General features: G+C 68.7%; 7 protein-coding genes. 6 read left to right on the forward strand and 1 reads right to left on the reverse strand.

Annotated features, from left to right (window positions below):
• On the reverse strand, positions 1 to 972 hold a 972-nt coding region (locus tag CUR96_RS17125), incomplete at its 3' end, for a DUF222 domain-containing protein (protein WP_146008181.1).
• Between the two features lie 258 nt (positions 973 to 1,230).
• Here CUR96_RS17125 and recQ point away from each other — a divergent pair.
• From recQ to CUR96_RS17155, 6 genes are all read left to right on the forward strand, one after another.
• A complete protein-coding gene (gene recQ, locus CUR96_RS17130; RefSeq protein ID WP_102194551.1) occupies positions 1,231 to 3,222 on the forward strand; it encodes a DNA helicase RecQ in 1,992 nt (663 codons plus the stop codon).
• Between the two features lie 167 nt (positions 3,223 to 3,389).
• Complete coding sequence (locus CUR96_RS17135) at positions 3,390 to 4,241, forward strand: SGNH/GDSL hydrolase family protein (protein ID WP_102194552.1); 852 nt, start codon at positions 3,390 to 3,392, stop codon at positions 4,239 to 4,241.
• Between the two features lie 300 nt (positions 4,242 to 4,541).
• Complete coding sequence (locus CUR96_RS17140) at positions 4,542 to 6,605, forward strand: acyl-CoA dehydrogenase (RefSeq protein ID WP_102194553.1); 2,064 nt, start codon at positions 4,542 to 4,544, stop codon at positions 6,603 to 6,605.
• A gap of 29 nt (positions 6,606 to 6,634) precedes the next feature.
• A complete protein-coding gene (locus CUR96_RS17145; protein ID WP_102194554.1) occupies positions 6,635 to 7,681 on the forward strand; it encodes an NAD(P)-dependent alcohol dehydrogenase in 1,047 nt (348 codons plus the stop codon).
• 29 nt (positions 7,682 to 7,710) lie between these two features.
• Positions 7,711 to 8,280, forward strand: a complete 570-nt coding sequence (locus tag CUR96_RS17150) for a DNA-3-methyladenine glycosylase I (RefSeq protein ID WP_102194555.1) — start codon at positions 7,711 to 7,713, stop codon at positions 8,278 to 8,280.
• Positions 8,281 to 8,479: 199 nt separating this feature from the next.
• Complete coding sequence (locus CUR96_RS17155) at positions 8,480 to 14,515, forward strand: Ig-like domain-containing protein (RefSeq protein WP_245861437.1); 6,036 nt, start codon at positions 8,480 to 8,482, stop codon at positions 14,513 to 14,515.
• The last annotated feature ends 56 nt before the right edge of the window (positions 14,516 to 14,571 follow it).

Raw genomic sequence — 14,571 nt, forward strand, 5'->3', positions numbered from 1 at the left:
GCCGCCCAGGCTCGGCATCTCGTCGTGCCGGGCGGCGATGCCGAGAGCGGTGGCGAGGGCGTCATGCTGCTTCTGTGGGCGGGTGCGTTGGTCGATCACGTTCCGCGGATCGTCATTAAAGGGATCCCCGTTGCTGTCGATCTCGTCGGACGGACGGAATACCACGCCTAAATCGGTCGGGCCCGCCGTCTTCGGGTTCAGTTGCGCGTCGAAGAGCAGCTGCAACTGGGCGTACACCTCGGGGAGCAGGTTCCCGCGGACCGGATACGTCCCGTTGCGGAGCCTCCCGACGGTGAATGAGCGCCCCTGCGATGCTTCCGCCGCCGATGGGGCGGACCCGTCCGGGTCCAGATACATCGCGACCAGCTGCGCGAACTGCTTCAAGTCTTCCGGCGTCGCCGGCGGAGCAGCGTCGGGTCCGGGCCCTTCGACAAGCTCAGGGACCCGAGGAGCGGCATCGGCATCGGCGCTGTCAGCGTCAGCGAGGACGTACCCGCGAGCCTGGTGCGCCAGCTCCGCATCCGCGCGCAGCCGATCGGTGAGCCCGATCCGAACCCCGGCCCGGTCGATCGGCCCGGTCGCCGCGAGCAATCCGGCGATCCCGATCGTCCCGTCCCGCATCGCCTCCCGCAACGCCGGCCACCGGGCCGGCAGCGGTGCTCCGGACGTGAGTTCCACGTCCTGATGCACGAGGTCCGCGGCTTTCACCACCCGCGCCGCCCCCGGCGAATCGACGCGGAGCACCCGTTGCAGGAGTTCGTTCATGCTCCGGCATCCGAACTGATCCGCAAACCCCGGCTCGGCACCGGCGGTCGTCTCCACGACGACGGCCTCGATGCGCCGGAACGCGTCCCCCGCGACGCGGAGCACGTCCATCCGTTCCGCATCCGACAACGATCCGAGCCCGTCCGCACCGAGCACCCGGTCGAGGTCGGAGACGACCTGATCCAGGAGGGCGACGGGGTTGTTCATGCCTCCATACAACAGGGGGCCACCGACATTCCGACCCCGAAAACCAGCAGATCAGAGAAACTTTCTGACCAAATTCCGCGCTACGGTCCTCGGCATCCGCGCCCCCGGTTGAGGTGGCACCAATCGCCGCTTCGCCGGCCCGAAAGCGACCACAGGCGCCACCGGAATGCCCCGGTATGAAAGCCCGCGAGCCCACGCCGACCGCTCGCCCTGTGGACAGCGCCCGCCGACGTCGGTGCCGGTCGTTAGGCTGGACGGATGCCGCAGACTCCTCGTGACCCGTACGAGGACGTGCCGTACCCCGACGAGCCGTGGGACGACGCTCCGCCCGAGGAGATGGACTGGGTGCCGCAGGGGCCCGGCTACGAGCCGCCTCTCGACTGGGGCCCTGGCCCCGTGACGTCAGTCGCACCGGCAACCGCCCGCAAGGCCACGCCGAGCCAGTATGCGACCCCGCGCGAGGCGCTGCACACGGTCTTCGGCTACGACGCGTTCCGCGGCGATCAGGCGGCGATCGTCGAGCACGTCGTCGCCGGCGGCGACGCCGTCGTGCTCATGCCGACCGGTGGCGGCAAGAGCGTCACGTACCAGGTGCCCGCGCTCGTGCGCGAGGGCACCGGGCTCGTGATCAGCCCGCTGATCGCGCTCATGCACGACCAGGTCGACGCCCTCCGCGCAAACGGCGTGCGTGCGGCGTACCTCAACTCCACCCAGGCGCCGCAGGAGCGCGCCAGGGTCGAACGCGAGTACCTGGCCGGCGAACTCGACCTGATCTACGTCGCGCCCGAGCGGCTGTCCAGCCCGCAGACGACTGCGCTCCTGCAGCGCGGCACGCTGAGCGTCATCGCGATCGACGAGGCTCACTGCGTGTCGCAGTGGGGTCATGATTTCCGCCCCGACTACCTCGCCCTCGGCGACCTGGCCGAGCGCTTCCCCGGTGTGCCGCGCATGGCGCTCACCGCCACAGCCACGCGCGAGACGCACAAGGAGCTCACCGAGCGACTGCAGCTGCCGGCGGCGAAGCACTTCGTCGCGAGTTTCGACCGCCCGAACATCCAGTACCGGATCGTTCCCAAGATCGATCCGCGCAAGCAGCTGGTGGCGTTCATCAAGTCTCAGACCGAGGGCGCAGCCGGCATCGTCTACGCGCTCAGCCGCAAGTCGGTCGAGCAGACCGCTACTTACCTCGCAGCTCAGGGGCTCGACGCCCTGCCGTACCACGCGGGGCTTCCCGCCGAGGTGCGCGCGGCCAACCAGTCGCGCTTCCTCCGCGAAGACGGCGTCGTGATGGTCGCGACCATCGCCTTCGGAATGGGCATCGACAAGCCGGATGTCCGGTTCGTCGCACACATCGACCTGCCGAAATCCGTCGAGGGGTATTACCAGGAGACCGGCCGTGCCGGCCGCGACGGCGAGACTGCGATCGCCTGGATGGCATACGGTCTCGGCGACGTCGTGCAGCAGCGGCGCCTCATCGATCAGAGCCCGGGAGATCGCACCTTCAAGATGCGCCTCGGGCAGCATCTCGACGCGATGCTCGCGCTCTGCGAGACGGTCGAATGCCGGCGGCAGAACCTGCTCGGTTACTTCGGGCAGGACTCCGAGCCCTGTGGCAATTGCGACACCTGCCTGGAGTCCCCCGAGACGTTCGACGGACTCGTCCCCGCACAGAAGCTGCTGTCGACGATCGTGCGTCTGCAGCGCGAGCGCGGCCAGTCGTTCGGCGCCGGCCACCTCATCGACATCCTGCGCGGCGCATCGACCGAGCGGATGCGGCAGCAGGGCCACGAGCGCCTCTCGACGTTCGGCATCGGCGCCGACCTCTCCGACCAGGACTGGCGCAGCGTCGTCCGGCAGCTCCTCGCCCGCGGCATCCTCGTCGCCCAGGGCGACTACGGCACCCTCGCCCCCGGTGAGCAGGCAGCCGGAGTGTTGCGCGGCGAGATGCCGGTGCCGCTGCGCAAGGACACGATCGGGCGGGTCACGACGACCCGCGCTCGGAAGGCATCGGCCGCGGACGCGCTGGATGCCGGCGACCGGTCGCTCTTCGAAGCGCTGCGCGCCTGGCGGGCGGCGACGGCGAAGGAGCAGGGCGTGCCTGCGTACATCGTCTTCGGCGACGCGACGCTGCGGGCTCTCGCCGAGCATCGCCCGACCTCGCTGTCGGGCCTCGACGGCATCACCGGAATCGGCGAGAAGAAGCGCGAGGCCTACGGCGAGGGCGTGCTCGCCGTGATCGCTTCCGGCTGAGCAGCGCCGCCCACCGCAGGATCCGCGCGCCGCCCGCCGCCGAGTCTGCATCCGCCCGCACGATTGCTCTGGTGCCCGCAGAGCGGCAGGTCTAGTGTTGGCGGCATCTCGCCGGCAATGCCGCTGACGGGCCGGTTCTGGGGACCGGTGACTGCAAGGGGACGACCATGAGAAGACGACTCATCACCATGCTCGCTGTGCTCGCGCTCGGGGGAGCGGCGCTTGCATTGCCGCACGCGGCGGCGGCGGATGATCCGGGCGCGGTGTATGTGGCGATCGGTGATTCGGAGGCTGCCGGCACCGGCAATCTGCCCTATGTCGACCAGTCCTGCTTGCGATCGAAGAAGTCCTATCCGATGCTTCTCGCGGCGACGTCCGGGGTCCCGGTCTCTTCGAGCGCTTGCGCCGGGGCCACCACGACGCAGGTCGCCACAGGGCAGCTCGGAGACCTCGGCCCGGCCACGCAACTGGTGACGCTGACGGCGGGGGTCAACGATCTCGATTGGCAGGGCGTGCTCGCGGCATGCAGCAGCGCCGGCACCGATCTCGCCTGCGGTGCGGCGATGAACGCCGCCGCAGTGGCCCTGCAGGGTGTGCCCATCGGCATCGGCCAGCTGCTCGGAGCGGTTCGCACACTGGCCCCGAACGCACTGATCGTAGTCACCGGCTATCCGATGCTCTTCGGTGAGGTCGTCAACTCGTGCAGCGTCGGAAACTACCAGGGCGTCTCGGTGAAGTTCAGTTCGGCGCAGGCCGCCGGCGTCAATGCCGGACTCTGGCAGCTCAACTCCGCGGTGCAGGCGGGGGTCGGCGGCTACGTCGGCCAGACCGGCGACCCGGGCGTGCGGTACGTCGACGTCGTCGGGGCCTTCGACGGGCACGGGCTCTGCGACAGCGGAAGCCGCTGGATCAGCGGACTCGTTCCCGGACAGCCAGTGGTCGACCGTGGATTCCACCCGAACGCCGGCGGTCAGCAGGCCTACGCGGATGCGATCGCGCTGGCGCTCGCCTCCATGTGAGGGGTGCGAGGACGCTCGCTGCCAGATCCCGAAGGAGCCGGCGTACCCGGCGGCGGCGAGATCCCCACCGCATCCGGTCCTCGAGGTGGCACCTGAGGTCGCATTGCTTGCCTCATAGCGGCGAGAGGTGCCACCTCGAGGATCGGCGATGCTGAGGGCGAACCGTCCCTGTGGCCAGGCCACAAGTGTCAGGGGGCGCGACGAGGCTCGCAATTAGAGGATGCTCACAGCGGAGTTCCCCCCACGTTGTCGCAGACCTACGATATGAGCATCCCTACTTCTCCCTTGAGAGGAACGCTCATGGTCGACGCCGCCGTCCGTCCTACGACGACCCCCACCGAGACGAACGACGCGGAGACTCCGCAGATCGACGTCGACGCGGTCAATGAACTCCTGCTCGGCACCTGGGCCGATACCCGCCGCCAGGCGCGCGAGATGATCAAGGACCCTGCGTTCTGGCGCAAGGACGAGCTGGGCATGGACGAGCACCGCGAACGGGTGCTCAGCCAGCTGCATCTCCTCGTCGAGAACGGCGCGGTGCATCGCGCCTTCCCGAAGGAATTCGGCGGCGAGGAGAACAACGGGGCCAACATCGCCGGCTTCGAGGAGCTCGTCGTCGTCGACCCCAGCCTGCAGATCAAGTCGGGCGTCCAGTGGGGGCTGTTCGGCTCGGCCGTCCTGCAGCTGGGCACGAAAGAGCATCACGCGAAGTGGCTCCCCGGCATCATGAACCTCGAGATCCCCGGCGCGTTCGCGATGACGGAGATGGGCCACGGCTCGGACGTCGCCGCCATCGGCACCACCGCGACCTACGATCCCGAGACAGAGGAGTTCGTCATCCACACGCCGTTCCGCGCGGCGTGGAAGGAGTTCCTCGGCAACGCGGCCCTGCATGGCATCGCGGCGACCGTGTTCGCCCAGCTGATCACCAACGGCGTGAATCACGGCGTGCACTGCTTCTACGTGCCCCTCAGTGACGAGGAGGGCAACGACCTTCCCGGGATCGGACGCGAGGACGACGGTCTCAAGGGCGGCCTCAACGGCATCGACAACGGCCGGCTGCACTTCGACCATGTCCGCATCCCGCGCACGAACCTGCTGAACCGCTACGGCGACGTCGCCCCCGACGGCACGTACTCGAGCGCCATCGACAGCCCCGGCCGCCGGTTCTTCACGATGCTCGGCACCCTCGTGCAGGGTCGCGTCTCGCTCGACGGGGCCGCATCCTGGGCATCCGCTCTCGGCCTGTACATCGCGATCACCTACGCGACCCAGCGCCGCCAGTTCGACGGAGCCGACGGAGCGGAGGTCGTGCTGCTCGACTACGGCAAGCACCAGCGCCGGTTGCTGCCGCGCCTGGCGACCACCTATGCGCAGATCTTCGCGCACGACGAGTTCCTGCAGAAGTTCGACGGCGTCTTCTCCGGCCGCACCGACACCCCGGACGACCGCGAGGATCTCGAGACGCTCGCGGCAGCGCTCAAGCCCCTGTCGACCTGGCACGCGCTCGACACGCTGCAGGAGGCGCGCGAGGCCTGCGGCGGCGCCGGCTTCATGTTCGAGAACCGCCTCGTCGGGCTCCGTCAGGACCTCGACATCTACGTCACCTTCGAGGGCGACAACAACGTGCTCCTGCAGCTCGTCGGCAAGCGCCTGCTCACCGACTACGCGAAGCAGTTCCAGGGCAAGGATGCCGCCGCGCTGGCGAAGTTCGCCGTTGAGCAGACCGCCGGCAAGGTGTTCCACGGCGCGGGCCTCCGGCAGTTCGGTCAGGCCGTCGCCGACCTCGGCTCGACTGCGCGATCCGTCGAGAAGGGCCTCCGCGAGGAGCAGCAGCACGAGCTCCTCTCCGACCGGGTGCAGCAGATGGTCTCCGATATCGCGGGGCGCCTGCGCCTCGGTGCGAAGGACAGGGCACTCGGCGCACGTCTGTTCAACGAGAATCAGGCCGAGCTCATCGAAGCGGCCCGAGCGCACGGCGAACTGCTGCAGTGGGAGGCGTTCACCGATGCGGTGCGCAGCATCGAGGACGCCGAGACGAAGAAGGTGCTCACCTGGCTGCGCGACCTCTTCGGACTGCAGCTCATCGAGAAGCACCTCGCCTGGCACCTCATCAACGGCCGCCTCTCCACGCAACGCGCTGCTGCGGTGTCGAGCTACATCGATCGCCTGTGCGGACGGCTGCGGCCGTACGCCCTCGACCTCGTGAACGCCTTCGGCTACGAGCCGGAGCACGTCCGTGCTCCTCTCGCCTCGGGAGCCGAGGCCGAGCGTCAGGATGAGGCACGCGCCTACTACGCCGATCTCGCGGCCTCTGGGAAGGCGCCGGTGCAGGAGAAGGCGCTCAAGAAGGCGAAGCGCTAGCGCGAGAGCAGGTCGGTAGGCTCGAGGACATGAGTCACGTCCGCGCCTATGCCGCGCCCGAAGAAGCCGCCCCGCTGGAATCCACCGTCATCGAGCGCCGTGAACTCGGGCCCCGCGATGTGCTCATCGACATCGCATTCGCCGGCATCTGCCACTCCGACATCCACACGGTCCGCGGCGACTGGGGACCGCAGCGATACCCGCTCGCGCCAGGGCACGAGATCGCCGGAGTCGTGGCAGCCGTCGGCGCCGAGGTGACGAAGCACGCCGTCGGAGACCGGGTCGGCGTCGGCTGCCTGGTGGATTCGTGTGGCGCGTGCCCGAGCTGCCTCCGCGACGAGGAGCAGTTCTGCGCCGAAGGTGCCGTGTTCACGTACGGGAGCACCGACCGCGACGGAACCGTCACGCAGGGCGGGTACTCGGAGCAGGTCGTGGTGACGGAGTCGTTCGTCGTCCGCATCCCGGATGCGATCCCGCTCGACGCGGCGGCACCGCTGCTCTGCGCTGGCATCACGACGTTCTCTCCACTGCGCCGGTGGAAGGTCGGACCGGGTACCCGCGTCGCCGTCGTCGGCCTCGGCGGGCTGGGCCACATGGGCGTGCAGTTCGCGCACGCGCTCGGCGCGGAGGTCACCGTGCTGTCGCAGACGCTGAACAAGAAGGAAGACGGGCTTCGGCTCGGCGCCGATCACTACCGCGCGACCGGCGATCCCGCGACGTTCAAGGAGTTGCGGGGGTCTTTCGATGTGATCCTCAACACGGTCAGCGCCGTCGTCGATCTGCGGGCCTATCTCGGCCTGCTCGACGTGGGTGGCGCGATGGTCTGCGTCGGCGCCCCCGGAGAGCCGCTGTCCCTCGGCGTGATGTCGCTGATCGGCGGCAACAAGACGCTCGCCGGCTCGAACATCGGCGGCATCCGTGAGACGCAGGAGATGCTCGACTTCTGTGCCGAGCACGGCATCCTCCCCGGGATCGAGGTCATCCCGGCATCCGCGATCAACGACGCCTACGAGCGCGTGCTCGCCTCGGACGTCCGCTATCGGTTCGTGATCGACGCGTCGACCATCGCCGCCTGACGTCGGCGCCGGGCGATAGCGTCGGAGACATGACCTCTCTGATCGCCGGCCCCGATGAACGTCACCGCTGCGCCTGGGTCGGCGACGATGCGGAGTACCGCCGCTATCACGACGAGGAGTGGGGCACTCCTCTGCATGGCGACCGTGCCCTGTTCGAGAAGATGTCGCTCGAGGGGTTCCAGGCAGGGCTCAGCTGGATCACGATCCTGCGGAAGCGGCCGCGCTTCCGCGAGGTGTTCGCGGGCTTCGACCCGGCGGTGGTCGCCGCTTTCGGCGAAGACGACGTGATGCGGCTGATGACCGATGTCGGCATCATCCGCAACCGTTCGAAGATCGAGGCCACGATCGGCAACGCGCGCCTGGTGCAGGAGATGGCAGAGGGAGAGCTGGATGCTCTGATGTGGTCGTTCGCGCCCTCGTCGTCCAGGCCGCGTCCGTCGTCGTTCGCCGATGTGCCGGCGGTCACGCCCGAATCCGCCGCGATGAGCAAGGAGCTGCGGCGACGTGGATTCCGATTCGTCGGCCCCACGACGATGTACGCCCTCATGCAGTCGGCTGGCATGGTCGACGACCACGTCGAGGGATGCTGGCGGACCTGACCCGACGGATCGGGGACGCTTCGCCCATGGGCAGTTCTCCCCATCGAGGCATTTGGTGCAACCGATAGAGTAATCGTGTGTGTCGCAGCTCTTCGCTGTCGTGACGCGGATCAAGAGGGTGCAAGCTCTGGGGGGACCAGGTATGAAGGCTCTGTCGTGGGTTCGGGCTCGGCCCAGAGCGCTCGCATCGGCGGCCGGCGTGACCGCCGGCGTCATCGCGCTGACCACGATGGCGTTCACCTACGAGGGCTTTCCGACGACGAAGGTCGACCTGAACGACGGCGGCGTCTGGATCACGAAGACGTCGAGCCTGCTCGTGGGGCATTTCAATCACGAGTCCACGGTGCTCGACGGCGGCGTGCGCACGACGGGTGAGAACTTCGACATCCTGCAGGATGCGACGAGTGTGCTCGTCGTCGACGAAGGCTCCTCCACGCTCAGCTCCGTCGACCCGGCGAGGGTGTCGCTCGGCGACAGCACGGGCATCCCGTCCGGTGCCAAGGTCGCGCTCGGCAACCGCAGCGTCGCGATTCTGGACAGGGAGTCGGGCAACCTCTGGGTGGTGCCGATCAAGGGCGTCGCCGCTTTCGAGTTCCAGGCCGCCGAGCCGGTGGCCGAGCTCGGCGATGACGCCGACGTGACCGTCGCGTACGACGGCACCGTTTTCGGCCTCTCCAGCGAAAGGGCAGAGGTCGTCACCGTTCCCGTCGACAACGAGGGGCAGCCGCTCGAATCCTCGACGGCCGGCCTCGGCGAACTGGATGCCTCGGTCGCACCCACCATCACCGCAGTCGGCCGCACCCCGATCGTGCTCGATCCCGCGGCGGGACTCGTGATGGCCCCGGGCGGATTCCGCACCGAGATCGGCGACGCCGACGGCGCCGTGCTGCAGCAGGCATCGGCCGAGACGGATGCCGTCGCGATCGCGACGACGTCGCATCTGCTTCGCGTGCCGCTCGACGGGGCAGAACCACAGGCGGTCAGTTCCGAGGCCCAGGGCGCGCCGGCGGCTCCCGTCGCGCTGCGCGGCTGCACCTACGCGGCCTGGGCGGGATCGGCGCGCTTCATGCGGGAATGCCCCGGTGAACCGAACGACGTGAACGAGACCATTCCGGATGCGGCGGATTCCGCCAGTCTCGTCTTCCGCGTGAACCGAGACGTGATCATCCTGAACGATGCCGTCGGGGGCGCCGCCTGGCTGCCGAACGAAAGCCTGCAGCGCGTCGACAACTGGAACGACCTCACACCGCCCGAAGGCGAGACCGAGAACCAGGAGGAGTCCAGCCAGGAGACGGTCGAGACCACCCTGCCCGAGCGCACCGAGATCAACACTCCACCCGTCGCTGCGGATGACGAGTTCGGCGTGCGCCCCGGCGGGACCACGCTTCTGCCGGTGCTCGACAACGACAACGATCCGGACGGCGATGTGCTCGTGGCGGCGCTGGCGGAGACGCAGCCGTCGCTGGGTGAGGTGCAGCAGATCCACAACGGCGGTTCGCTCCAGATCCAGGTCGCGAAAGACGCCTCCGGTTCGGCGTCGTTCGTCTACGAGGTCGATGACGGACGCGGCGGGAAGGACACGGCGGCGGTCGCGGTCTCCGTCCACGACTGGAGCGTCAACGCCGCTCCGACACCGAAGCGGCCCACGTCGATCGCGGTCGAATCCGGCGGAACTGTCTCCTACAACATCCTTCCCGACTGGATCGACCCCGACGGCGACGACGTCTACCTGCGGAACGTCATCGCCGCACCCGGTGACGAAGTCGACTTCAGCACCGACGGTCAGATCAGCTATCACGCGATCGCGAGCGCGCAGGGCATCAAGGAGATCGAGGTCGTCGTCTCGGACTCTCAAGGCGAGGTGTCGCACGGCAGCCTCCGTCTGGATGTGCGTCCGGCCGGCTCGACGCTGCCGAAGACGAACGCCGATCATGTCGTGACCCGGGTCGGTGAGCTGATCTCGGTCGCTCCTCTGGCCAACGACACCAGTTCCGGAAGGGAGCCCCTGCGGCTTTCCCGGGTCGACGAGGTCGCCGGCGCGGCGATCGTCGCCGACTTCCCGAACAAGGTGTTCACCTTCCGCGCGGACCAGCCCGGCGTCTACTACGTGCAGTACCTGGTCAGCGCGGGTCCCAACGGGGTCCCCGGTCTCGTCCGCGTCGATGTGCTGGAGAAGGCGCAGACCGAACTGCCGCCCGTCGCGGTCCGCGATGTCGCGCTGCTCCCCACCAGCGGAGAGATCCTGCTGGGCGTCCTCGGCAACGACTCCGACCCGGCCGGCGGCATCCTCGTCCTGCAGTCCGTCACCGTGCCACCTCAGAGCGGGATCTCGGTCTCGGTGCTGAACCACGAGACCCTGCGGATCAGCGATCAGGGCGCCCTGAGCGGGGAAGTCCGCATCACCTACCGCATCTCCAACGGGACGAAGACGGCCGAAGGCGACGTCATCGTGATCCCGATCCCGGCACCGGACAAGCTGGAGGCGCCGGTCGCCAACGACGACCAGGTGACCGTGCGCGCCGGCGACGTGGTGACGATCCCGGTCCTCGACAACGACACGCATCCGAGCGGCGACATCCTGCGCCTCGATCCGGAGCTCGTCGAACCCCTCGTCGACCCCGCCGAGGGGGAGGCCTTCGTCTCCCAGAACGCCGTCCGGTTCCGTGCGGGAACCGAGCCGGGCACCGCGTACGTCACGTACCAGGCTGTGGACTCGATCGGGCAGAAGGATGCCGCTTTCGTCAACATCCAGATCCTCGCCGTCGACGAGGAGGCCAACGCGGCGCCGCGGCCGCGCGACGTCACGGTCCGCACGCTGAGCGGATCGTCGACCCAGATCGCGATCCCGCTCGACGGCATCGACGCCGACGGCGATTCCGTCGAGCTGCTGGAGAACGCCAGCGCCCCCGCCAAGGGGCAGATCAACGAGGTGGGGTCGAACTACCTCGTCTACGAGGCGTTCGACGGCGTCACCGGCGTCGACACCTTCACGTACCGTGTGCGCGACCGTCTCGGGAAAGAGGGGACGGCGACGATCCGCATCGGCATCGCCCCCTCCGAGTCGATGAACCAGGCCCCGTACGCCGTGAAGGACGCGGTCGTCGTCCGACCCGGCCGCTCCGTCGCCGTGCCGGTGACGGCGAACGACTCCGATCCCGAGGGCGACGAGATCATCCTCGTCGAGAAGGGGATTGAACTGCCTGATGTCGACGGGCTGTCCGCGAAGGTGTCCGGCGATCGCGTGATCGTCGACGTCCCGGACCGCGAGACCGAGACGTCTCTGCAGTACACGATCCGCGACGCGAGGGGAGCCACCTCGACCGCCGTTCTGCAGATCACCGTCGACGAGGACGTTCCGCTGCTCACGCCGATCGCACGGGACGACCGCGTCCGGTCCGCTGATGTCGTCGACGGCCTCCAGGTCGATGTCGCGGTGCTCGAGAACGACGAGGACCCGGACGGCACGATCGATGACCTCCAGCTGAAAGTGGAGCAGGGAGGGCGACTGCTCGAGGACGGCACGGTGCGCGTCACCATCGGTGAGGAACGTCAGCTCATCCGATACACCCTCACCGACCTCGATGAGCGCACGGCATCCGCGTTCATCTTCGTGCCTGCGCTCCGCGAACTGCGCCCGGCGCCGTCGTCGACCGAGCCCGTGACGGTGAAGAGCGGCGAACGGGTGGAACTGCCGCTCGCCGAGTACGTGACCGTCGCGGGCGGTGGTGATGTCATCATCACCGAGGCGGAGAAGGTCAGCGCGGTCAATGCGGACGGCTCGAGTCTGATCAAGGACGAGAGGACGCTGCAGTACACCTCGAGAGCGGGGTACTTCGGCAAGGATGCCCTCACGTTCGAGGTGACCGACGGAGCCGGACCGGATGACCCGGAGGGCCGGAAGGCGACGCTGACGATCCCGATCATCGTCCTTCCTCCGGAGAACCAGCAGCCTGTGTTCGTCAACGGACAGGTGTCGGTGGCGCCGGGCGAGGAGCCGGCGACGCTGGACCTCGCCGCGCTGACCACCGACCCGGACCCCGAGGATGCGGAGAAGATCCGCTTCGCGGTCGTCGAGCAGCCGGGCGGTGGGATATCGGCCAGGGTCGACGGAAGCCGGCTGCTGGTGGAGGCATCCACGAACACCCGAAAGGGCGCGGCAGCGACCGTGACCGTGCGCATCGACGACGGCACGACCGAACCCGTGACCGGAACGGTCGCCGTGACCGTGTCGGCATCGACGCGCAACCTGGCCACCGCGAACACCGACACCGTCGACGAGGCCGATCAGGGCAAGGCCATCCGGGTGCGGGTTCTCGACAACGATGTGAATCCCTTCCCCGATACCCCGCTGGAGGTGCTGTCGGCGACGCCGGAGACCGGTGACGGAACGGCCACGGTGATCGGCAACGAGGTCGAGGTGAAGCCGGGCGCCGACTTCGTCGGCCGGATGGTCGTCCGCTACCGCATCCAGGACGCGACGGACGACCCCGACCGCGAGGTCGACGGCACCATCGTGCTCACCGTGCAGGGCGAGCCGGATGCACCCGGTTCGCCGGTGGTGTCCAGCGTGCAGGATCGCACCGTGGTGCTGTCGTGGTCGCCGCCCGCCAACAACGGCGCCGAGATCACGCAGTACACGGTGCGCTCGGTGCAGGGGAGCTCGTACACGAAGACCTGTGCGGCGACGACCTGCACGCTCGACGGCCTGACGAACAACGTCGAGTACACGTTCCAGGTCACCGCCACCAACCGCGTGGGAGAGGGGCCGGAGTCGCCGGTCTCGGCGATCGCGCGCCCGGACGCACGGCCCGACACTCCGGCCCCGCCGACGCTGGTCTTCGGCGACAAGTCGCTGAAGGTGTCCTGGGCGACGCCGACGACGCCGGGTTCGCCGGTGGAGTCGTACACGCTGCAGATCTCCCCCGCACCGCCATCGGGCATCGCCGAGAAGGCGAACGTCGTGGGCAACTCCCTGACCTGGGAGGGGCTCGAGAACGGCGCCAGCTATCAGGTGCGGGTGCAGGCGCACAACCGGGCGCCGGAACCGTCGAGCTTCAGCAACTGGTCGGCGAACGAGATCCCGGCCGGTCCTCCGGCCGCACCCGGCACGCCGACGGCCCGCAGCGCGCCCTCGGTCGGCAGCCAGGCGCAGATGGAGGTGTCCTGGACCCCGGGGTCCGAGAACGGCGATCCGGTGTCGACGTACGAGCTGAACGTGATCCGCGGCGGCACCGTCGTGCGCACGGTCGCGGTCGCCGGCGGACAGCACTCGCAGAACGTCACGGTCGACACGTCCACCGCCGACTACACGTTCAGCGTGCGGGCGAGGAACAAGGCGGGCTGGGGAGATCCGAGCGGTCAGTCCACGCCGCAGCGTGCTTTCGGCAGCCCCGGTGCTCCGACGATCACGGCGACGAGGGAAGGCGACAACTGGGTCGAGGTGGATTACTCGACGGCGAACACGAACGGCGCCAACACCGAAGAGCTCCGCTACGAGTACTCGCTCAACGGCAGCGGCTGGAGCCGCAACTGGGACGGCAAGCGGCTCTCCGCGGCCAACAACGGCGAGTACACGGTGCGTGTGCGTGCCTACTCCGTCGTGGGCGGCCAGGAGTCGCAGCCGGGGCCGGAATCCGCGCCGTCGGCGGTGCTGCGCCCGTACGGTCTCCCGGGGCAGCCCGGAGCATCCGCCAGCGTGTCGAACAAGTCGATCAACTGGTCCTGGTCCGCGCCGGGCCCGAATGGCCGCGCCATCGTCAAGATGGAGGTGCAGTTCGACGGCGGCGGCTGGACGGAGGTCGCGCACAACAGCGGCACCACCGGCAACTACGGCCCGGGGGAGACCCACACCATGACGGTGCGGGCGACGGATGCCCAAGGGCAGACGTCGACGAACTCGGCGTCGGCCACGACGGCGAGTCCGACCGCGCAGACCGTGCAGGGGGCAGTCGCTCGTGACCACAGTTCTCCATGCGAGTTCGACGTCTGCTACTTCCTGTGGGTCAGCGTCTCGAACTTCCCGGCGGGAACGTACACGGTGAGATGCCATTCGGACGCTGGGCGGATCGGGACCTACGATCACACCTACACCATCCCCGAGAACGGGACCGCGGGCGCGGACGGGTGGGACACCCGCGGGTGGGGATGCTTCTCGGGCGGTACCTCGGGCAACGACTACAACCTCCGATTGGAGATCCTCGGGTGGGGATGGGCCCAGCCGACGAACTGGGGATGAGCTCCCACGCCCGATGGGGATTACTCCCCATCGGGCGTGTCGCGCGGGACGGTTAG

The sequence above is a fragment of the Microbacterium aurantiacum genome (genome assembly GCF_002872075.1).
Lineage (GTDB): Bacteria > Actinomycetota > Actinomycetes > Actinomycetales > Microbacteriaceae > Microbacterium > Microbacterium aurantiacum_A.

Bases quoted from the DNA above. Each gene is read 5' to 3' on its own strand.
- recQ (WP_102194551.1), top strand. From the start codon at position 1,231: ATGCCGCAGACTCCTCGTGACCCGTACGAGGACGTGCCGTACCCCGAC.
- CUR96_RS17135 (WP_102194552.1), top strand. From the start codon at position 3,390: ATGAGAAGACGACTCATCACCATGCTCGCTGTGCTCGCGCTCGGGGGA.
- CUR96_RS17150 (WP_102194555.1), top strand. From the start codon at position 7,711: ATGACCTCTCTGATCGCCGGCCCCGATGAACGTCACCGCTGCGCCTGG.
- CUR96_RS17145 (WP_102194554.1), top strand. From the start codon at position 6,635: ATGAGTCACGTCCGCGCCTATGCCGCGCCCGAAGAAGCCGCCCCGCTG.
- CUR96_RS17140 (WP_102194553.1), top strand. From the start codon at position 4,542: ATGGTCGACGCCGCCGTCCGTCCTACGACGACCCCCACCGAGACGAAC.